This is a genomic window from Leifsonia sp. AG29 (assembly GCF_009765225.1).
In the GTDB taxonomy this organism is placed as follows: domain Bacteria; phylum Actinomycetota; class Actinomycetes; order Actinomycetales; family Microbacteriaceae; genus Leifsonia.
Genome location: NZ_VMSF01000001.1, coordinates 1,057,053 through 1,077,185, shown reverse-complemented (window position 1 = coordinate 1,077,185; position 20,133 = coordinate 1,057,053). Strand labels below are relative to the sequence as shown.

Below are 20,133 nucleotides of genomic sequence, written 5' to 3'. Positions count from 1 at the left end.
CGCGCTGACGGAGAGCGCGACGCCGGTGGGCGTGAGGGCCGGTGCGGTACCGGACGGGAGCCGATCGGCCCCGATCCGGGTGCCAGAGCACCGGACGGCGCGACGCAGGACGGTCGCGCATGTCCATTTTACCGGACGCGCGGGCTTTCAGCGACGCGGATCGGCGGGGATCTTGATCGTGATCGCCGCGACGGTGAAGACGACGGCCCCGGCGATGCTCAATCCGCGCAGCGCCAGGTCGGCGAGCGGGATCGGCCAGACCGGGTTCCACAGCACGGCGAGCGGGAGGAGGCCCGCGAGCCACCACCACTGGCGCGCCTGGCCGGCGAACACGCACAGGATCAGGGCCAGGACGCACGCCGCGTAGCGGATGTACAGGTACCACTCGCCGCCGACGAGCGCGAGGCCGGCGAGCAGCGCGATCGCGCCGAGGAGCCCGGGAACGAGCGCGGCCCGGTTGAAAGCGGGTTGCTGCGGCGTGCGGGCGCGCGGAGTGGACACGGTCAACCACTCTACGCGGTGCGCCCGCGCGGCCGGGGCGAGACCTCCCCGGCCGGCGGGCGCTGTGCGGAATGCGGCGGTGCTACAGGCTGCCCCGGCGAAGCAGGAACGCGCAGGGCGGGGCGTCGGACCCGACGCGCACGGTGACCGCGGAGCGCCGGGCGAGCTCGACGAACGGCGCCAGCTCGAGACGGGTCATCGGGACACGGCGAAGCTCGGCATCCGACGCGATGCCGTTCACCGCGAAGGCGACGTCCGGGACGTCGTAGGGTTCGTCGCCGAGGTCCAGGAAGACGATCGGAGACGGGTCGAAGCTGTCGAGCGGTAGAACACTGAGGATCGCCTCTGCGGCGGCCTCGGTGGTGACGTCCTCCCCCAGGTGGACGATGGGCGTGGTGATCTCTTGTTCCGGATAACCGCTGCCGACGAGGGTAAGCGTATCGCCGTCATTCATGGCATCCAGGGCGCTCAGGAGCGCACCGGACAGCAGCGGGCTGAGGTTCTTCAGCAAAGTCGGGCCTTTCCTGTAAAACGAATATTTCTCAACCCCTGCGTTGAGGATAGACCCGGCTGTATGTCCTCCCATACCCCCCGTTCGAGGGAGAAGCGACGACGCGCCGGTGAACTGTTCGTTTCCAGCACACCTTTTCTGGTAATCGCGGAACGTCGTCAGAAGCGACGGAGGCGCAGGCTGTTGAGCACGACGAACACGCTGGAGAACGCCATCGCGGCACCCGCGATCATCGGGTCGAGCAGCCCGAGCGCGGCGACCGGGAGCGCGGCGACGTTGTAGGCGAACGCCCAGAAGAGATTGCCGCGGATGACGCCGAGCATCCGCCTCGACAGCGAGATGGCGTCGGCGACGAGGCGCGGGTCCGGTCGCAGGAGGGTCACGTCGCCGGCTTCCATGGCGATGTCGGATCCCGAGGCGAGCGCGATGCCGAGGTCCGAGACGGCGAGCGCGGCGGCATCGTTGATCCCGTCGCCGACCATGGCGACGCGCCTCCCCTCGTCGCGGAGCCGACGCACCTCCTGGGCCTTGCTCTCGGGGCTCGCACCGCCGACGAACGGGAGGCGCTCCCCCGGAACCCCGCCGGTGAGCGGCCGCAGCACCGCGCTGACGGTGTCGGGGTGGTCGCCGCTGAGCACGATGGTCTCGGCACCCAGCCCGCGGACCCGGCGCACCGCCTCCGCCGCTTCGACCCGCAGCGGGTCGCCGACGCCGATGACGGCCCGGGCGACGCCGTCGATGCGGACGACGACGACGGTCAGACCGTCCGAACGATAGGAGGCGACGGCCGCGTCGAGCTCGGGCCCGAGGGGACCGTCGGTGCGCGCCACGGCCACCTCCTCCCCCGCGACCACGGCGGTCACGCCGAGGCCCGCCACGGACCGGAAGCCGTCCGCACGAGCGGCGGTGGCATCGGGACTGGCAGCGGCGATCGCCCGGCCGACCGGATGCTCGGACCCGCGCTCGGCGGACGCGGCCAGAGAGAGCGCGCGGGCGGCGTCCTCGCCGGGGGCGGGGGTGACTCCGAGAACCGCCATGCGCCCGGTCGTGAGCGTTCCGGTCTTGTCGAACACGACCGTGTCGATCCGACCCGCCGTCTCGAGCGCTTCCGCGCCGGAGATGAGGACTCCGCGCTGAGCCGCCCGGGTCGTCCCGACGAGGAGGGCGATGGGGGTCGCGAGCCCCAGCGCGCAGGGGCACGCCACGATGAGCACGGCGATGGCGGGCTGCAGGGCGGTGGCGGCACTGCCCGTCGCCCACAGCCACGCGAAGAAGGTGACGAGAGCGAGAGCGATCACGACGGGTACGAAGACGCCCGAGATGCGGTCGGCCAGGCGCTGGGATCGCGTCTTGCCCAGCTGAGCGGCCTCGACGAGCGCACCGATGCGCGCGAGGCGGGTATCGGTGCCGACGCGGGTCGCGCGCACCGCGAGCGCTCCGCCGAGCGCGATGGTGCCCGCTGCCACCTCGGCCCCGGGGACGGCCTCGACCGGCAGGGACTCGCCGGTGAGGGCGGACACGTCGACGCCGGCCGCTCCCTCCTCGACGACGCCGTCCACGGGGATCCGCTCCCCGGGGCGGACCACGACGAGGTCGCCGGGAGCGAGCGCCGCCACGGGAACCAGGTGCTCACCGCCGCCGGACGTGCGCCGCGTCGCCTCGCGGCCGCCCGCCTCCAGGAGCGACCGCAGCGCTGCGCCCGCCCGTCGCCGGCTGCGCTGCTCGATCACCCGGCCGATCAGGATGAAGGTGGTCACCACCGCGGCCACCTCGAAGTACTGGTGCGCGTCCGCGCCGGTCAGCGCGACGACCGTGGACCAGCCGAGCGCGGCGAGCGTCCCGAGGGAGACGAGGGTGTCCATCGTCGCCGAGCCATGCCGGAGTGCCACGGCAGCGGCCCGGTGGAACGGCCATCCCGCCCACAGGACGACGGGGAGCGTCAGCACCATCGCGACGATCTCGGAGCCCGGGAACCGCAATGCGGGCACCATGGAGAGCAGCGCGACGGGGAGGCTGAGGACGGCGGCGACGATCAGTCGGGGAACGAGCCGGGCTGACGACGCGTCCTCCTCGTATGCCTCGTCGCCGGCCTCGCGCTCCGCGGGGATGACGCGCGCGCTGTACCCGGCCTGCTCGACCGCGCGGATCAGGTCTTCGGTCGCGACACCGGAGGGAGCCGTCACGCTTGCCCGCTCGGTCGCCAGATTCACGCTGGCGCCCACGCCGGGGACGCGCTGCAGCTTGCGCTCGACCCGCGCGACACAACTCGCGCACGTCATGCCCTCGACCGCGAGCTCGACGCGCACCGCATCGGCAGCGGCGGTCTGTGCGACGCTCACAGGAGCGGCAGCCTCCCCGGCCGCCCGAGGCTGTACCCGGCCTCGGCGACCGCGTCGGCGACGAGAGCCTCGTCGAGGGGGCCGTCGCTCGTCACAAGCGCGGTCCCCTGCTCCACGTCGACCTCGACGGCTGAGACGCCCTCGAGCGCCGACAGCTCACCGCTCACCGCGCGGGCGCAGTGGTCGCAGGTCATTCCGAGCACGTCGTAACGGGTCTGCATGCGACGATGCTACCACTACCCCATAGGGGTATATGGGATCGGGGCTATCCTGGTGGGGTGATCGCAGACATCAAGAAGCGCGCGATGCATCGGACGCGCATCCTCGAGGGGCAGCTCCGCGGGCTCGAGAAGATGATCGAGAACGAGGACTACTGCATCGACATCATCACCCAGTCCCTGGCGATACAGAAGTCCCTGGGCTCGCTCAACAAGCTCCTGGTCGAGAACCATCTCCGCACCCACGTGTCGGAGATGTTCGAGGAGGGCGGCAGCCAGCGGGACGACGCCATCGCCGAGCTGCTGAAGGTGTACGAGCTCTCCAACAACCGGGGCTGACGTGACCGACTACCTCGAGATCGTCCGCGGCGACATCACCGATCAGGCCGTGGACGCGATCGTCAACGCCGCCAACAGCTCCCTCCTCGGCGGCGGCGGGGTCGACGGCGCCATCCACCGGCGCGGCGGCCCGGCCATCCTCGAGGCCTGCCGCGAACTGCGGGCCACGGTGCTGCCGGACGGCCTCCCCACCGGCCAGGCCGTCGCGACGACCGGCGGCGAGCTCGACGCCCGCTGGGTCGTCCACGCGGTCGGCCCGGTCTGGAGCTCACGAGAGGACCGGACGCCGCTCCTGCAGAACGCGTACCGGTCGTCCCTCCGCGTCGCCCGGGAGCTCGGTGCGCGCACCGTGGCGTTCCCCGCCATCTCCGCCGGCGTCTACGGCTGGCCGATGGACGACGCCGCCCGCGTCGCGATCAGCACCGTGCGAGCGGTCCTCTCGTCCGGTGTGGGTTCGGTGGAGTCGGTGCGGTTCGTGCTCTTCTCCGAGGAGGCGCTGTCGGCGTTCCGCACGGCGGCCGGCGAGTGAGCCGCGAGGGCCGCGCCGGCGGCGCCGGCGGCGCCGGAGACGCGGCGGCCATCGAGCGCTTCCGCGCACTGCTGACGATCCCCACCGTCTCCCGGAATCCCGTGGAGGAGACGGACTGGGACGCGTTCGACCGGTTCTCCGGTGCGCTGGCTGAGCTGTATCCGCTCCTCCACGCGACGCTCGAGCGGGAGGAGCACGGCCGGTCCCTCCTCTACCGCTGGCGTGGGAGCGGGGGCGAAGCGCCCACCGTGCTCATGGCGCACTACGACGTCGTCCCCGCGACCGACGAAGGCTGGAGTCACCCACCCTTCGCTGCGACGCTGACCGGGACGGGAGACGCCGCGCTGCTGTGGGGCCGCGGCGCGATCGACGACAAGGGCTCCCTGGTGGCCATCCTCGAAGCGGTGGAGGGACTCCTCCGGGACGGGTTCTCACCGCGCGGCGACGTCTACCTGAGCTTCGGGCACGACGAGGAGACCCTCGGGAGCGGCGCCCGGGCCATCGCGGCGGCGCTCGCGAGCCGCGGCGTCCGACCGCGGCTCGTCCTCGACGAGGGCGGCGCGATCGTGGAGGGAGTGTTCCCCGGCGTGCGCGCGCCGATCGCCGTCGTCGGTGTCAGCGAGAAGGGCATCGCGAGCGTGCGGCTGCGCGTCGAGCAGCACGGCGGCCACGCCTCGACGCCGCCCCGCGTCGCTGCGCCGGTCCGGCTGGCGCGCGCGATCACGAGGATCAACGCGCGCCCCTTCCCGGCACGCCTCAACGAGCCGACGCTCGAGATGGTCGAACGCCTCGGAGAGCACGCCCGGGGGCCGTTGCGCTTCGTGTTCACTCGCGCGCGCCGCCTCCAGCCGCTGCTGCGCGCGGTGTTCGGGAGGTTGAGCGACGAGACTCGCGCCATCGTGCGGACGACCGCTGCTGTCACCCAGCTGCGCGGGAGTCTGGCGGCCAACGCTCTGGCCGAAGTCGCCGAGGCCGTCGTCAATGTCCGCATCGCGGTGGGGTCGGACGTCGCCGGGACGGTCGAGCACCTCCGCCGCGCCGTCCGCGACCCGGCGGTGGCCATCGATGCGCTCGACGCGAGCGAGCCGTCGCCCGTCTCCGCGATGAGCGGGCGGGAGTGGGACCGGCTGGCTCGCGCCGTCGAGGGGATCCATCCCGAGGCCGTCGTGGTGCCCTATGTCATGCTCGGCGCCAGCGACGCCCGGCACTTCGCCGGCCTGAGCCCCGCGGTGTACCGGTTCACCCCGTTCGAGTTGAGCAGCGAGGAGCGGGGCGCCCTGCACGCGCGCGACGAGCGCATCCGGGTGAGCACCTGGCTCCGGGGCATCGAGGTGTACCGCGAGGTGCTCCGGACCGGCTGACCGGCGGGACGGCTAGGCCGCGCCTCCCAGGTCGGGAAGCTGGATCGCCCGGCTGGTGAGCGGCAGGTCGCGGAGGCGCTCCAGGCCGTTGGCGAGCTCCGCCGCCCAGACTCGGTACCCCTCCTGGTTGAGATGGAGGCGGTCCTCCGAGTAGGCGGGGTTCAGCTCGCCGTCCTCGAGCGCGAAGGCCGGCCACAGGTCGAGCCAGCCGGCGTGCACCGTCGGCGCGAACTGCCACAGGTGCCGGTTGATGTCGCGGATCTGATCGGCGAACTCGCGCCCTCGGGGCAGGACCGACTGCACTAGGATGCGCGTCTCGGGGAGCTCCTTGCGCAGCGTCACGAGCGTCGTCTCGACGTTCCGGACGACGTGCTCGACCGACCGGCGCCAGGCGAGGTCGTTGGTCCCGATCATCAGGCCCAACGTGGCCGGCCGGGCCTCGATGACGTCGGGCAGGCGGGCGATCACGTCGTCGGTGGTGTCCCCGGCCACGCCGAGATTGCGCACCCGCTCGCCGGGGAGCCAGCTCTGCCAGTCACCGGCCTGGGTCAGGCTGTCGCCGACGAGCACGAGCTCCGCTTCTCCCCCGGCTGCCGGCCCTCTCCACTCGTCCGTCATGCAGCCTCCTTGTTCCGTATCCCCCCATACTCCCCCAGAACGGGCGGCACCGGAAGGAACCCGCGGGGCACGGGCGGCGGCGGCGCGTCAGATGAGCGACTTGGTGTGCCAGACCGTCTTCGTCTCGGTGAAGAACGCGATGCGGTCGAGAGAGGGCGCTGCCGCGTCGGGGCCGTTCTCCGGGGGCAGGACCCGCTTCAGCGTGTCGGCCGCGGCGATCTGCAGCTCCACCCAGTCGAGGTCTCCGGCCCCGACCAGGTCCAGGGCGTTCACATCGGCGTGCGAGGCGAGCCACGGCGCGATCTCGGCCGGCGACCCGGTGAGGATGTTGACCACGCCGCCGGGCACGTCGCTCGTCGCGAGCACCTCGCCGAGGCTGATCGCCGACAGCGGGAACCGTTCGCTCGCGACCACGACCACGGTGTTCCCGGCGACGAGCGCGGGGGCGACCGAGCTCACGAAGCCCAGCAGACCGGAGTCCTGCGGCGCCACGATCGCGACCACGCCGGTCGGCTCGGGCACGGAGATGTTGAAGTAGGGTCCGGCCACCGGGTTGGCGTTCCCCGCGACCTGGGCGAACTTGTCGGCCCAGCCCGCGTACCAGACCCAGCGGTCGATCGCCTCGTCGACCTGGGCACCGGCGGCCGTGGCGGAGAGGCCCTGCCCCTGCTGGAGCTCGTCGATGAACTGGGCGCGACGCCCCTCCATCAGCTCGGCGATGCGGTACAGCACCTGCCCGCGGTTGTACGCCGTCGCACCCGCCCAGCCGGAGAGGGCTCCGCGAGCGGCCACGACGGCGTCGCGGGCGTCCTTTCGCGAGGCCTTCGAGGCGTTCGCGAGGAAGGCGCCCCGCGCGGAGAGCACCTCGTAGGTGCGCCCCGACTCGCTGCGCGGGAACTTCCCGCCGATGTAGAGCTTGTAGGTCTTCGGCACGGCCAGGCGGCTCATTTCTTCACTCCCTTGCGGGTGGAGGTGCGGGCGGGGGCGGAGGAAGCCGCGGCGGGCGACGCCGCGGCGGTGGAGCGACCGGGCACCAGGTAGGCAGCCAGCCCGTGGCGGCCGCCCTCGCGGCCGTAGCCGGACTCCTTGTACCCGCCGAACGGGCTCGCCGGGTCGAAGCGGTTGAAGGTGTTGGCCCACACCACTCCGGCTCTGAGCTTGTCCGCAACAGCGAGGATCCGGCTGCCCTTGTCCGACCAGATGCCGGCCGAGAGCCCGTACGGGGTGTTGTTCGCCTTCGCGATCGCCTCGGCCGGGGTTCGGAACGTCAGCACGGAGAGCACCGGTCCGAAGATCTCCTCGCGGGCGATGCGGTGGCTCGTCGACACGTTCGTGAAGATGGTCGGCGCGAACCAGAAGCCGTTCTCCGGGATGGCGCAGTCGGCCGTCCAGCGCTCGGCGCCCTCCGCCTCGCCGATGTCGGAGAGCTCGCGGATGCGCTGCAGTTGCTCGGCGCTGTTGATCGCGCCGATGTCGGTGTTCTTGTCGAGCGGGTCGCCGAGCCGGAGCGTCGACAGGCGGCGCTTCAGCCGATCGACGACCTCGTCGTGGATCGACTCCTGGACGAGCAGGCGGCTTCCCGCGCAGCAGACGTGGCCCTGGTTGAAGAAGATCCCGTTCACGATGCCCTCGACCGCCTGGTCGATCGGCGCGTCGTCGAACACGATGTTCGCGGCCTTGCCGCCGAGCTCGAGCGTGAGCTTCTTCGAGGTTCCCGCGACCGAGCGGGCGATCTCGCGGCCGACCGCCGTCGACCCGGTGAAGGCGACCTTGTCGACGCCCGGGTGGGCGACCAGGTCGCGCCCGGTCTCGCCGGCACCCGTGACGATGTTGACCACTCCGGGCGGCAGGTCGGCCTGCTGCACGATCTCGGCGAACAGCAGCGCGGTCAGCGGCGTGGTCTCGGCCGGCTTGAGCACGACGGTGTTGCCCGCCGCGAGCGCCGGGGCGATCTTCCAGGCGAGCATGAGCAGCGGGAAGTTCCAGGGGATCACCTGCGCCGCGACGCCGAGCGCCCGGGGGGCCGGCCCGAGACCGGCGTGCTCCAGCTTGTCGGCCCACCCGGCGTAGTAGAAGAACCAGGCGGCCACGAGCGGAACGTCGACGTCCCTGCTCTCCTTGATCGGCTTGCCGTTGTCGAGGCTCTCGGCGACGGCCAGCTCGCGAGCCCGCTCCTGCACGAGCCGGGCGATGCGGAAGAGGTACTTGCCGCGGTCGGTGCCGCTCATCCGCGACCACACGCGGTCGTATGCGCGGCGTGCGGCGGCGACGGCGGTGCCGATGTCCGCGGAATCGGCCGTCGCGATGGTTGCGATCCGCTCCTCGCTCGCGGGCGAGACCGTCTGGAAGGGCGTGCCGTGCCCGGCGACGAACTCGCCGTCGATGAACAGGCCGTACTCGTCGCGGAGGTTCAGGATCGCCCGCGACTCGGGAGCCGGGGCATACTCGAGGAAGCTCATGTCTGGGTCTGCTTTCAGTCGATCGTGACGTAGTCGGCGCCGGAGTAGTGACCGGTGCGCAGCTTCTGCCGCTGGAGCAGCACGTCGTTCAGGAGGCTGGAGGCGCCGAAGCGGAACAGGTGCGGCTGCAGCCAGTGCTCCCCGACCGTCTCGGCCACGGTCACCAGGTACTTGATGGCGTCCTTCGAGGAGCGGATGCCGCCCGCGGGCTTCACACCGATCTCCTCGCCGGTCAGCCGGTTCCAGTCGCGCACCACCTCGAGCATGAGGAGGGTCGTCGGCAGCGTGGCCGCGGGCGACACCTTGCCGGTGGAGGTCTTGATGAAGTCCGCACCCGCCAGGATGCTGAGCCAGGAGGCGCGGCGCACATTGTCGTACGTGTTGAGCTCGCCGGTCTCGAGGATCACCTTGAGGTGCGCGTAACTGCCGTCGTCGCGGCGGCACGCCTCCTTGACGGCGACGATCTCGTCGAAGACCAGCCCGAAGCGCCCCGACAGGAAGGCCCCGCGGTCGATGACCATGTCGATCTCGTCCGCACCCGCAGCCACGGCGTCGGCCGTATCGGCGAGCTTCACGGCGAGGGAGGCGCGGCCGCTCGGGAAGGCGGTGGCCACTGCCGCGACCGCGATGCCGCCCTCCCGCCCGGGCTGTGCACCCTGGTGCGCGGCGCCCAGCGCCTCCACCGCGTACGGCACCATGTCGCCGTACACGCAGACGGCCGCCGGGCGGGGCGTGGTCGGGTCGCTCGGGTCGGGGGTGAGGGCCTTGCCGACGAGCGAGCGCACCTTGCCCGGGGTGTCCGACCCCTCGAGCGTGGTCAGGTCGATGAGCTCGATCGCCTTGTCGAGCGCCCAGGCCTTGCTGGTGGTCTTGATCGAGCGGGTGCCGAGCCCGGCGGCCCGCTGCTCGAGCCCGACGGCGTCGACGCCGGGGATGCCGCCGAGGTAGCGCCGGAGCGAGGCCTCGGTCAGGTCGCCGCCGATCACCTCGACGGCGCGCGCGGCGGGCGCGAGCGTCCGCACGGGCGGTGTGGTCTCGATGGTCACGCCTGTCCTTCTTTCACATAGCGGTCGGTGGTCTGCGGCGAGGCCGGGCCGGAGCGCCCGAGCAGCGCGTTCGCGGTGCCCTCGTCGGTGATGAGGATGGTGCACAGCCCGCTCGCGACCACGGCGTGCGCGACCCCGTGCTTCGCCTCCCCCGCGATCACGGCGATGGAGGTGCGGGCGCGGCGGAGCTCGTCGAGGCTCAGGCCCAGGGTGCGGGCGTCGAGCTCCGGGTCGGCGACCTCGCCCGCGTCGGTGATGAAGCGGCCGACCACGTCGCCGACCGCCCCCTTGGCGGCGAGCGCGCGGACGTCGTCGGCCGAGAGATACCCGGAGTCGACGTGGACGGAGCTGACGTCGACGACGCCCGCGCTGAACAGGTAGGCGCTCGCATTGCGGGCGAGCTCGAGCACCGACTGGACGGACCGGTCGGCCTCGATGGCCCGCCGCGTCGCCGCGTGCTCGAAGATGGCGGGGCTCGGGAGGAGCGTGGCCGTGCCCTGCGCCTTGCGGGCGATCACCACGGCGGTGTCGGCCGCGGCGGTGGCCTGGCGGGTCGACGAGACGCTCCCGTTGATCTGGACCGGGTTGACGCCGACCGCCCAGCCGGCGCGCAGCCGCGCTGCCACCGCGTGGAGCGTGCGCCCCCAGCTGACGCCGAGCGTGCGCGGGACGGGTCGGAGTGTGGTGAGGTAGTCGGCCGCCGCCTGCGCCACGCGCGCCTGGACGTCGGCCTCGCTCTCGGCGCCCGGCACCACGACGGCGTCCGTGAGTCCGTAGAACCCGCAGAGCTCCCGCTCCAGCGAGAAGCGGCGCGCGCTCGGGTGGACGATCTCGATGCGCACGAATCCGTGCTCGCGGGCGGCGACGAGGAGCCGGCCGACCTTCCAGCGGGAGACGTTGAGCGCGACGCCGATCTCGTCCTGGGTCTTGCCGGCCTCGTAGTAGAGCTCTGCGGCTTTGACGGCGAGGATCTCGTCCGAATCGTTCAGGGCCACCCCTCCAGCTTAGGAAGCGCGAGGAACCGGAACAACACTTGTGCGGTCAGTGCTCAAATGAGCAGTCCGTGTTTCGTCTACCCTGGACCCCGTGTCCACACCCCTCGCGCTCGCCGTCGACTTCGGCGGCACCAAGGTCGAAGCCGCTCTCGTCGATGCCGACGGCCGCCTGATCGCCGGCTCGCGCCACCGGCGCCCCACCGGGCGCACCGCGACGGTCGCCGACCTGGAGTCCTCGGTCAGCGGGGTCGTCCGCGACGCGGTCGCCGCGCTCCCGCCCGACGCCGTGATCGTCGGGGTCGGCATCGGCTGCGCGGGCCCGATCGATCGCAAGCGCGGCCTCGTCTCTCCGCTCAACGTGCCCGACTGGCGCGACTACCCGCTCCGCGACTACATCGGATCGGTGGCCCGCGACCACGGCCTGGACGTCCCCGTCACGCTCGAGATGGACGGCGTGGCCATCACCATGGCTGAGCACTGGGTGGGCGCCGCCCAGGGCGTCGACAACGTCATGGGCATGGTGATCTCGACCGGCATCGGCGGCGGCCTGATCGTCGACGGACGGGTGATCACCGGACCCACCGGCAACGCCGGCCACATCGGCCACGTCGAGGTGGGCGACATCACCGGCGAGGGCACGTTCGGCAACCCGTCCGCGCTGGAGGCGATCGCCTCCGGTCCGCACACGGTCGCCTGGGCCCGCCGCCAGGGCTTCACGGGAACGACGGGCGAGGACCTGGCCGCAGCGTACGCGGCGGGAGATCTCGTCGCGCGGCAGGCCATCGCCCGCACCGGCGAGGCCGTCGGCCGGGCGATCGCGTCCGCGACCGCCCTGCTCGACCTCGAGCTCGTCGCCATCGGCGGGGGTTTCTCGCACTCGACGCCCGACCTCTTCGACCACATCCGCGCGGTCATCGAGCACCACTACTTCCCGTTCGTCAAGAAGGTGCGGATCACCCCGTCCGCCCTCTCCTCGGAGGGGCCGCTGATCGGCGCCGGCGCGCTCATCCATCGGTCGCACCTCCTGCCCTGACGAGCAGCCGGGAGGCACTCGGTCAGTGACCGAGGTCGTCCTCCAGGAAGCGCGGTCGGGCGATCACCGCACCGGCCACGGCCGCGGCGAGGGCCGTCGTGGTCAGCACGAGCAGCGCGACGGTCCAGGAGCCGGTCGACTGGTGGATGACGCCCACCGCGAGCGGCCCGCACGCTCCGAGCACGTAGCCGAGCCCCTGCGTGAACCCGCTCAGCGCCACCGAGCCGGCATGGGTGCGGGTCCGCTGGTTGATCAGCACCAGGCAGAGCGGGAAGAGCAGCGGGCCCAGTCCCGCGAACACGACCCAGACGATCGTCGCCGTTGACGGAACGAGGATGAGCCCGGCGTACCCGATCACGAAGCAGGCCACCCCGGCGTAGACCAGGAGGGCCACATTGCGCATCCGCGCTGCCAGGAGCGGGACGAGCAGGCCCGCCGGGATGCCCATGCCGGCATACACCGACAGGAGCGCACCCGCTTCGGCGGGCGGGGTTCCGGCGACATCGGCGAGAAGCTGCGGCAGCCACGCGAACATCGCGTACGCGTTCAGGCTGGAGACCGCGAAGGCGACCATGAGGGCCCAGGCGAGGGGCGACCGCCAGATGAGGCGCGTCATCGTCGCGGGTGCCCCCTCCGCTCGCTCCGCATCGGCCCCGACCGGGCGGCGGCGCCCGAGGAGGGGCAGCCACGGGACGATCGCGAGGAGGCTCACCACCGACCACATGCCCACCGAGACATGCCAGCTCGTCGCGTCGGCGACGGGGACCGCGACGAGCGGCGGGAGCAGCGTGCTGACCGACATGATCGTGGCGTACAGGGAGGTCATCAGACCGATCCGGTCCGGGAAGTAGCGCTTCACCAGCGGCGGGAGCAGGACGTTGCCCACGCCCATGCCGGCGAACGTGATCGCCGACCCCACGGCGAGGACCGCGAACGAACCGGCGGATGCGCGGATCAGGTGACCGGCGAGGATGACGCCGAGCGCGCCGACGATGACGGCCTCGAGGCTGAGCCTCCGGGTGAGGAGCGGCGTCAGCAGCCCGAACACGGCGAAGCACACCGGCGGCAGCATGCCGAGGAGGCCGACGCCGATGCTCGAGACGTCGAACTCGAGCCGGATCTCGGCGAAGATCGGCGAGAGCGCGGCGACCGCGGTGCGCAGGTTGGCGGCGACGAGGAGGATCCCGAGGAGAGCGAGCGCCCGGCCCGCCCAGAGCGGCCGGGCGCCGGAACCCGTCTCGCGGGAGACCTGCGCTCTCGCTGCCTGCGCCATCAGTCGCGCTCGCCCGCGACGCCGTCGAGCGCCGGCTCGAGGATCCCCCGCGCGCGCTCGACGTCATCGGCGATCTGGGCGATGAGCGGCTCGACGCCGCGGTACGCGACCATGCCGCGGATGCGCTGGACGAACGACACCTCGACGACGTGGTCGTACAGGTCGAGTTCGCGGTCGAGGACGTACGCCTCCACCTGCTTCTGCGGGACACCCTCGAACGTCGGATTGTTGCCGACCGAGATGGCCGCCGGGTACCGGACTCCCCCGTCGGTGAGCCAGCCGGCGTACACGCCGTCGGCGGGGATGAGGCCCTCGGACTGCGGCGAGAGGTTCGCCGTGGGATACCCGAGCTCGCGCCCGCGCGCCGCGCCGTGGACGACCACGCCGCGGAGGGTCGGGTCGGCTCCGAGAAGCTCGGCGGCGTGCCCCACGTCGCCCTCGGCCAGCAGCTCCCGGATCCAGGTGGAGGACACGCGCCGCCCGTGCTCGGGCCTCACGTCGTCGATGAGCTCGACGACGAAGCCGTACCGCTCTCCGAGCTCGCGGAGGAGGGCCACGTCTCCGGCACCGCGCGCGCCGAACCGGAAGTCGCTTCCGACCAGGACCGCCGCAGCGTGGAGGCGGTCGACCAGGATCCGGTGCACGAACGTCTCGGGGTCGAGACCGGCGAGCGCGCGGTCGAAGCGCACGACGAGGGTCGCGTCGACCCCGGTGCCGGCGAGGAGGTCGAGCTTCTGCTCGACGCTCACGAGCGACGCGGGGCACTTCTCCGGCGCGAGGACCTCGAGCGGGTTGCGGTCGAAGGTGATGACCGTGGAGACGAGCCCGCGGGACGCTGCCACCTCGCGCAGCCGCCCGATCACCGCCCGGTGACCGGTGTGGACGCCGTCGAACTTCCCGATGGTGACCGCGCTCGGCCCCCAGCCGTCCGGCACCTCGTCGAGCGACCGGAAGGTCTTCACGATGCCGCTCCCGTCGCCTTGGCGGGCCGGTGCCTCCGGAGCCACCACAGCCCGAGGATCGGGAGCGCGAGGGGAACGAGCAGGTAGCCCATGCCGAAGACCGACCAGACGGTCGCGTCCCGCCCGAACGGGTCGATGTCGTGGAGGCCGAGCGCGCCGGGCGCGAGGAGGCTCAGCGTGCCGATGATCAGGACCCCGGCGAGCTCGAAGCTGATCGTGATCACCGCGACCCGGTACCAGATGCGGCCCGGGGCCACGAGGGCGATCGTGGCCACGATGTAGACGACGGCCGCCAGCCCCGAGAGCGCGAACGCGACCGGTGCCTCGTGGAAGCGGTCGATGATCTGGAAGACGCTGCGCCCCGTCGCCGCGAGGGCCAGGACGCCGTACACGAAGACCAGTACCCGGCCCACGCCGGAGATGCGGCGGGCCGCCCCAGGCTGTTCCCGGTCGCTGGCGGGCGCGGTGTGGTGTGACATCGATCTCGATTCTATTCGCGACCGGTGACGATCCTCCCGCCGCCGGCCGGGCTCAGGCGCCCTGGACGAACCAGATCTGGCCCATGCGGTACACCATCACGGCGATCGCGAGGCAGACGCCGCCGAGGATCACCGTGCTCCACCGGCTGCGCTCGACGAGCGCCCAGAACCCGCCGGCGAGAGGCAGGATCAACGCCGAGATGAGGTAGATGTAGAACTCCGCCAGGCTGCCGGTCGGCGGATTGCCGACGAGGGGCGCGACGATGGCGATCACGAGCTGGACGACGAGCAGCAGCTCCACCAGTGCGACCGCGCCCATCGAGACGTCGCCGGGCACGCGACCCGCGAGGCCGAGGACCAGGCACAGAACCCCTGCGGCGCAGGCGACCACGACCTGCACCGTGGTGAACCACTCGATCATGCTGGGCCGCTCACGACGCGGCGATCTCGTCCGACGGGAAGTTCACGAGGGTCCTTGCGTCCTTTCCGCGGAACTCGACGAGTCCCACCAGGTGTCCGGTCGGGGCGACCGCCGCGACCGGTCCGGCGTCGTCCGCCGCCCAGTCGGCCACATGGATCCCGCGGCCGTGCGTCAGGTCGATCGCCTGCTGCTCCGTGAGGTCGAGCCTCGGGAACAGCCGGATGGCGGCCTCGACGGCGGGGATGAGCGCCGCTCCGGGGTCGAGCGTATCGAGACCGTGGGCGTCGTGCACGTCGTACGCGCCGACTCGGGTGCGGCGGAGTGCGGTCAGGTGGCCGCCCACACCGAGTCCCGCACCGAGATCGCGGGCCAGCGAGCGGATGTAGGTCCCGGACGAGCAGACGACGCGCACGTCGAGGTCGATCGCGTCGCCCTCGCGCCGGGTGGTCAGGAGCTCGAACTCGGAGACCGTCACGGCCCGGGCGGCGAGGACGACCTCCTCGCCCGCGCGCACCCGGGCGTAGGCGCGCTTGCCGTCCACCTTGATCGCGCTGACCGAGCTCGGCACCTGTTCGATCTCGCCCGTCAGAGCCTCGATGCCGGAACGCACGGCGCCGTCCGTCACCAGGTCGAGCTCGTCGATGCTCGCGCGGTCGACGATCTCGCCGTCGGCGTCGTCTGTGGTGGTCGTCGCCCCCAGCCGGATGGTCGCCCGGTACTCCTTGTCGGCGCCGACGATGTAGGTCAGGAGGCGGGTCGACGAGTTCAGGCCCAGGATGAGGAGGCCGGTGGCCATCGGATCGAGCGTCCCGGCGTGCCCCACCTTGCGGGTGGCGGCGAGGCGGCGGACGCGCGCGACGACATCGTGACTGGTGAGCCCCGCCGGCTTGTCGACGAGGATGAGCCCGCTTCGGGTCATGCGCGCTGGGTCTCCGCGACGTCGAGCACGAGCTGCAGCTTGGTCCGGAAGGTGCACTCGAGCAGCTCGGTCGCGGCGGGGTCGGTCCCGTACTCGTCGTGGAGCCGCAGGCCGAGCAGGGTGTTGAGCAGCATGCCCTCCGCCAGGAACGAGCGGACCTCCTCGGCGTCGAAGCCCGCCTCCTCGCGGAGCATCCGGTAGATCTCGAGGAAGCCGTCCCGCGCCTTCGCCCCGATCACCGGATCCTGTCCCATGCTGAACGCCTGCATCAGCGAGAGCAGGAGTCCGCGGTCCTCGATCAGGTTGACGTAGGCGGACCCGAGTCGCCTGCCGAGTTCGCCGAGACGCGGGCTCACGGTCACCGGCTGCGGCTCACCGTCGGGAGCGGCAGCGGGCGAGCCGTCGGCCTTCCACTGATCGATCGTGGAGGTAAACGCTTCCAGCAGCCGCTCGAGCGACCGGACCAGCACCCCGACGAAGAGGTTCTCCTTGCTGCCGAACATCCGCACGACATAGGGCTGGCTGATGCCGGCCGCCTTGGCGATCTGATCGGTGGTCGCGCCGAAGTAGCCCCGCTCGCCGAACACGAGGCTCGCGGCGCCGAGGATCTGCTCGCGGCGTTCCGCCGAGGGGATCCTCTCGCTGATCTTGTCCGTCACGCTTGACATGTTATCAGCCGATTACTACAGTCAGCTTGTAATCATCCGATAACAACAACGAATCCGCGGAGGCCCGCCATGTCCGTCCCCACCGCCCGGCGCGTACCGGTCTGGCTCGCGATCATCGCGGCCTCCCTACCGATGTTCATGGCGACGCTCGACAACCTGGTCGTCACGAGTGCCCTCCCCGTCATCGCGCGGGACCTCAGCGCCTCCATCGAACAGCTCCAGTGGGTGGTGAACGCGTACACCCTCAGCTTCGCGACCCTCATGCTCATGGCCGTCGCGCTCGGCGACCGGCTCGGGAGGCGCTCGGTCTTCTTCGCCGGCGCCATCATCTTCACGGCGGCCAGCGCCGCCAGCGCACTCGCCACCGAGCCGTGGATGCTCATCGCAGCGCGCGCCGTCCAGGGCGCGGGCGCCGCGGCCCTCCTGCCCCTATCGCTCACGCTGCTGGCCGGCAGTGTCAGCGAGCGGCTCCGGCCCGCCGCGATCGGCATCTGGGGAGGCATCTCCGGGCTCGGCGTCGCGCTCGGCCCGCTCATCGGCGGCGCCGTGGTGCAGGGTTGGAACTGGCAGGCCATCTTCTGGCTCAACGTTCCGCTCGGCGTCATCGCGGTCCCGCTGATCCTGTTCGCGCTCCCCAACAGCTTCGGCGACCGGGTCCGCGCCGACATCGTCGGCCTGCTCCTCGCCGCGCCGGGCGTTCTGGGGATCGTCTACGGCATCGTCCGCGGCAACGACGCCGGGTGGGACAGCGCCGAGGTGCTCCTCTCCCTGGCCGCCGGCTCAGTGCTCCTCATCGCCTTCGTGTTCTGGGAGGCGCGCGCGACCGCGCCGCTCCTCCCGCTGCGGCTGTTCCGCGACCGCAGCTTCACGGTCGCGAACCTGGTCGGCGTCACCTTCAGCTTCGGCATCTTCGGCGCGGTCTTCATCCTGATCCAGTTCCTGCAGGTCGTGCAGGGCCACACTCCGCTCGAGGCGGGCGTCATGACGATGCCGTGGACGCTCGCACCGATGGTGGTCGCTCCGCTGACCGGGCTCGTCTCCTCGCGCACCGGGACGCGCCTCCCGATCGTGGTGGGGCTCGTGCTCCTCGCCTTCTCGATGGGGTGGATCGCGGCCACCCTGTCGGCGACGGTCCCGTACTCGGAGCTGTGGCCCCCGTTCCTCCTCGCGGGCATCGGGATGGGGCTGGTCTTCGCACCGAGCTCGACGGCGGTGCTCGCGAACATGCGGCCCGCCGATCACGCGAAGGCGTCGGGAACGAACTCGACCCTGCGGGAGGTCGGCGTCGCGCTCGGCGTCGCCGTGCTGACCGCGGTGTTCACCGGCGCGGGAGGCACGCTCACCCCGACCGGGTACGTGGACGCGGCGATCCCGGCCGTCTGGGTCGGAGCCTCGGTGCTCGCGGGGGCCGCCGTCATCGCCCTGGCCCTCCCGAGCGGCCGGCGCCGCGCGGAGCGCCGGCCGGCGGACGGAGCGGCCGAGCCGGTCGTCGCGGAACCAGCCCCGGTTCTCGCCGACTGACGTCCCCCGGACGGGGGCGTCCGCGGCCGCGGTTAGGCTGGGACGGTGCGAATCGGCGTGATCGGAGCGGGAGCCATCGGCGGCACGATCGCCGCACTGCTCGAGCGCGTCGGCCATCTCGTGGAGGTGACGGCGCGCGGCGATCAGCTCGCGGCGATCCGCGAGAACGGCATCCGCCTTGACGGCGGCTGGGGGCGTCACACCGCCCGCGTCTCCGCCGCGGAGACCCTCCAGACCCGTCCGGAGCTCGCCTTCGTCTGCACCAAGGCGCAGGACGCCGCTGCCGCGATGCGCGCCAACGCCGAGCTGCTCTCGGGCATCACCGTCGTCGTCGTGCAGAACGGTCTGGCCGGCCTTCGCGAGGCGTCGGAGGAGCTCCCCGGCTCGGACTGCGTCGGCGCCCTCGCGCTCTACGCGGCCAGCTACCTCTCTCCCGGCCGGGTGACGGTCACGACCACCGCGAACACGTACCTCGGAGCCGGCGACGGCCCTCCCCCGGAGTCCGCCATCGCGGCCGCTCAGATCCTCGACGCCGCCATGCCGGCCTTCGCCATCGACAACTTCATCGGCGCGCAGTGGACGAAGCTCATGGTGAACCAGGTGAACGCCATGCCCGCCATCACCGGCCTGAGCGCGCAGGAGACGCTCGGCGACCGCGGGCTCCGTCGCGTGATCACGGCAAGCCTCCAGGAGGCGGTCCGGGTCGGCTACGCGCGCGGCGTCACCTACGGGAGCATCCAGGGGCTCGACGACCGCATCCTCCGCGTCGTGGCGCGCGCGCCGCGGTGGGCGGCCCAGTCCGTCCCGCTGCTCATGAGGCGGCGCATGGGCGCGACGCCGAACCCGGGGTCGACGCTCCAGAGCATCCGGCGCGGTCAGCTCACAGAGATCGACTACCTCAACGGGGCCGTGGTCGCGGAGGCGCGGACCGCCGGGATCGAGGCGCCCGTCAACGCAGCCCTGACAGCGCTCGTGCACGAGGTCGAACGCACCGGCCGGTTCGTCCCGCGGGCAGGGGTGGTCGAGCGTCTGGCACCGCTCCTCGCGAAACACGATGGCTGACGGGTTCGCCGCCGCGGTCGTCGAGTGGTACCGCGAGAACCGGCGCGACCTGCCGTGGCGCCGCGACGGCTTCACCGCCTGGGGCACGCTGGTCAGCGAGTTCATGCTCCAGCAGACGCCGGTCGCTCGGGTGATCCCGCACCTCGAGGAGTGGCTCACCCGCTGGCCGACGCCGGCCGCCCTCGCATCCGTCCCGCCGGGCGAGGCCGTCCGCGCCTGGAAGTCGCTCGGGTACCCGCGCCGCGCCCTGTGGCTGCACGCGGCGGCCGTCGCCATCACCGAGCAGCACGGCGGTGTGGTCCCCGACGACGTGGAGGCGCTCCTCGCGCTTCCCGGGATCGGCGACTACACAGCCCGTGCCGTGGCGGTGTTCGCATACGGCCACCGGCACCCGGTCGTCGACACGAACATCCGGCGGGTGATCGCCCGGGCGGTCGACGGCCTCGGCGAAGCCGCAGCGCCTGCCAAGCGAGACCTGGCGGCGATGGAGGCGCTCCTCCCCCGTGACCGTCCCTCGGCGGCGGCCTTCAACGCCGGCATGATGGAGCTCGGCGCTGTCGTGTGCGTGGCCCGCTCACCTCGGTGCGACGCCTGCCCGCTCGCCGCGGCGGACGCCTGCGCCTGGCGCACGGCGGGCTACCCCGCCTACGACGGACCGCGGAAGCCCGCTCAGAAACGCTACGAGGGCAGCGATCGACAGGTACGCGGACGGATCATGGCCGAGCTGCGCGCCTCGCACCTCCCGGTGAGCGACGCGGAGCTGGAGAACGTCTGGCCGGACGCGGCCCAGCGCGAGCGGGCCCTCGCCGGGCTGCTCGCCGACGGTCTCGCCGTCGCGGCCGAGGACGGCTACACGCTGCCCTGAGTGCGCGGTCGCTG

At 72.2% G+C, this 20,133-nt stretch carries 22 protein-coding genes; 7 read left to right on the top strand and 15 right to left on the bottom strand.

Annotation, left to right across the window (positions count from 1 at the left end; genetic code table 11):
- Positions 1-147: 147 nt before the first annotated feature.
- The 4 genes from FPT20_RS05240 to FPT20_RS05225 form a co-directional block, all read right to left on the bottom strand.
- A complete protein-coding gene (locus tag FPT20_RS05240) occupies positions 148-501 on the bottom strand; it encodes a DUF6804 family protein (RefSeq protein ID WP_158863269.1) in 354 nt (117 codons plus the stop codon).
- 82 nt (positions 502-583) lie between these two features.
- On the bottom strand, positions 584-1,012 hold the full coding sequence (locus tag FPT20_RS05235; RefSeq protein WP_158863267.1) for an RbsD/FucU domain-containing protein: 429 nt from the start codon (positions 1,010-1,012) through the stop codon (positions 584-586).
- 158 nt (positions 1,013-1,170) lie between these two features.
- Positions 1,171-3,351, bottom strand: a complete 2,181-nt coding sequence (locus FPT20_RS05230) for a heavy metal translocating P-type ATPase (protein ID WP_267902713.1) — start codon at positions 3,349-3,351, stop codon at positions 1,171-1,173.
- Complete coding sequence (locus tag FPT20_RS05225; protein ID WP_158863265.1) at positions 3,348-3,572, bottom strand: heavy-metal-associated domain-containing protein; 225 nt, start codon at positions 3,570-3,572, stop codon at positions 3,348-3,350. Before FPT20_RS05225 ends, FPT20_RS05230 begins: the two co-directional genes overlap by 4 nt.
- Before the next feature lie 57 nt (positions 3,573-3,629).
- Here FPT20_RS05225 and FPT20_RS05220 point away from each other — a divergent pair, with 57 nt between their 5' ends.
- From FPT20_RS05220 to FPT20_RS05210, 3 genes are read left to right on the top strand one after another with little or no spacing between them, the layout of a single operon-like run.
- Positions 3,630-3,908 carry a metal-sensitive transcriptional regulator gene (locus FPT20_RS05220; protein ID WP_158863263.1) on the top strand — a complete coding sequence of 93 codons (279 nt, stop codon included), beginning with the start codon at positions 3,630-3,632 and terminating at the stop codon, positions 3,906-3,908.
- 1 nt (position 3,909) lies between these two features.
- A complete protein-coding gene (locus FPT20_RS05215; protein ID WP_158863261.1) occupies positions 3,910-4,437 on the top strand; it encodes an O-acetyl-ADP-ribose deacetylase in 528 nt (175 codons plus the stop codon).
- Positions 4,434-5,798 carry a M20/M25/M40 family metallo-hydrolase gene (locus tag FPT20_RS05210; RefSeq protein WP_158863259.1) on the top strand — a complete coding sequence of 455 codons (1,365 nt, stop codon included), beginning with the start codon at positions 4,434-4,436 and terminating at the stop codon, positions 5,796-5,798. The genes FPT20_RS05215 and FPT20_RS05210 overlap by 4 nt, the downstream gene beginning before the upstream one ends.
- Positions 5,799-5,810: 12 nt before the next feature.
- On the opposite strand, the gene FPT20_RS05205 is transcribed toward FPT20_RS05210, so the two are convergent.
- The 5 genes from FPT20_RS05205 to FPT20_RS05185 form a co-directional block, all read right to left on the bottom strand.
- The gene (locus FPT20_RS05205) at positions 5,811-6,416 is read right to left on the bottom strand and encodes an SGNH/GDSL hydrolase family protein (protein ID WP_158863257.1); all 606 of its coding nucleotides are present in this window, start codon (positions 6,414-6,416) and stop codon (positions 5,811-5,813) included.
- A gap of 87 nt (positions 6,417-6,503) precedes the next feature.
- Entirely contained in the window at positions 6,504-7,364 is an 861-nt protein-coding gene (locus FPT20_RS05200) for an aldehyde dehydrogenase family protein (RefSeq protein WP_158863255.1), read from the bottom strand.
- Positions 7,361-8,875, bottom strand: coding sequence for an aldehyde dehydrogenase family protein (locus FPT20_RS05195; RefSeq protein WP_158863253.1), 1,515 nt, complete (start codon positions 8,873-8,875; stop codon positions 7,361-7,363). Before FPT20_RS05195 ends, FPT20_RS05200 begins: the two co-directional genes overlap by 4 nt.
- 14 nt (positions 8,876-8,889) lie before the next feature.
- Positions 8,890-9,921 carry a deoxyribose-phosphate aldolase gene (deoC, locus tag FPT20_RS05190; protein WP_158863251.1) on the bottom strand — a complete coding sequence of 344 codons (1,032 nt, stop codon included), beginning with the start codon at positions 9,919-9,921 and terminating at the stop codon, positions 8,890-8,892.
- Entirely contained in the window at positions 9,918-10,916 is a 999-nt protein-coding gene (locus tag FPT20_RS05185; RefSeq protein WP_158863249.1) for a sugar-binding transcriptional regulator, read from the bottom strand. The genes deoC and FPT20_RS05185 overlap by 4 nt, the downstream gene beginning before the upstream one ends.
- Before the next feature lie 91 nt (positions 10,917-11,007).
- Between FPT20_RS05185 and FPT20_RS05180 the strand changes: the two genes are divergently transcribed.
- Positions 11,008-11,949, top strand: coding sequence for an ROK family protein (locus tag FPT20_RS05180; protein WP_158863247.1), 942 nt, complete (start codon positions 11,008-11,010; stop codon positions 11,947-11,949).
- 22 nt (positions 11,950-11,971) lie between these two features.
- Here the strand turns inward: FPT20_RS05180 and FPT20_RS05175 are convergent, their stop codons facing one another.
- The 6 genes from FPT20_RS05175 to FPT20_RS05150 are packed head-to-tail and all read right to left on the bottom strand — an operon-like array spanning position 11,972 to position 16,671.
- Complete coding sequence (locus tag FPT20_RS05175; RefSeq protein WP_158863245.1) at positions 11,972-13,222, bottom strand: MFS transporter; 1,251 nt, start codon at positions 13,220-13,222, stop codon at positions 11,972-11,974.
- The gene (locus FPT20_RS05170; protein ID WP_158863243.1) at positions 13,222-14,184 is read right to left on the bottom strand and encodes a bifunctional riboflavin kinase/FAD synthetase; all 963 of its coding nucleotides are present in this window, start codon (positions 14,182-14,184) and stop codon (positions 13,222-13,224) included. The genes FPT20_RS05175 and FPT20_RS05170 overlap by 1 nt, the downstream gene beginning before the upstream one ends.
- Positions 14,181-14,663, bottom strand: a complete 483-nt coding sequence (locus FPT20_RS05165) for a hypothetical protein (RefSeq protein WP_158863242.1) — start codon at positions 14,661-14,663, stop codon at positions 14,181-14,183. Before FPT20_RS05165 ends, FPT20_RS05170 begins: the two co-directional genes overlap by 4 nt.
- Positions 14,664-14,715: 52 nt before the next feature.
- The gene (locus FPT20_RS05160) at positions 14,716-15,084 is read right to left on the bottom strand and encodes a hypothetical protein (protein WP_158863240.1); all 369 of its coding nucleotides are present in this window, start codon (positions 15,082-15,084) and stop codon (positions 14,716-14,718) included.
- 10 nt (positions 15,085-15,094) lie between these two features.
- A complete protein-coding gene (gene truB / locus FPT20_RS05155) occupies positions 15,095-16,003 on the bottom strand; it encodes a tRNA pseudouridine(55) synthase TruB (RefSeq protein ID WP_158863238.1) in 909 nt (302 codons plus the stop codon).
- Positions 16,000-16,671 carry a TetR/AcrR family transcriptional regulator gene (locus FPT20_RS05150; RefSeq protein WP_442786474.1) on the bottom strand — a complete coding sequence of 224 codons (672 nt, stop codon included), beginning with the start codon at positions 16,669-16,671 and terminating at the stop codon, positions 16,000-16,002. The genes truB and FPT20_RS05150 overlap by 4 nt, the downstream gene beginning before the upstream one ends.
- Positions 16,672-16,740: 69 nt before the next feature.
- On the opposite strand from FPT20_RS05150, the gene FPT20_RS05145 reads away from it, so the two are divergent.
- The 3 genes from FPT20_RS05145 to FPT20_RS05135 are packed head-to-tail and all read left to right on the top strand — an operon-like array spanning position 16,741 to position 20,119.
- Entirely contained in the window at positions 16,741-18,192 is a 1,452-nt protein-coding gene (locus FPT20_RS05145; protein ID WP_158863234.1) for a DHA2 family efflux MFS transporter permease subunit, read from the top strand.
- A 45-nt stretch (positions 18,193-18,237) separates the two neighbouring features.
- A complete protein-coding gene (locus FPT20_RS05140) occupies positions 18,238-19,254 on the top strand; it encodes a ketopantoate reductase family protein (RefSeq protein ID WP_158863232.1) in 1,017 nt (338 codons plus the stop codon).
- Positions 19,247-20,119, top strand: a complete 873-nt coding sequence (locus tag FPT20_RS05135) for an A/G-specific adenine glycosylase (protein ID WP_158863230.1) — start codon at positions 19,247-19,249, stop codon at positions 20,117-20,119. Before FPT20_RS05140 ends, FPT20_RS05135 begins: the two co-directional genes overlap by 8 nt.
- Positions 20,120-20,133: the final 14 nt, after the last annotated feature.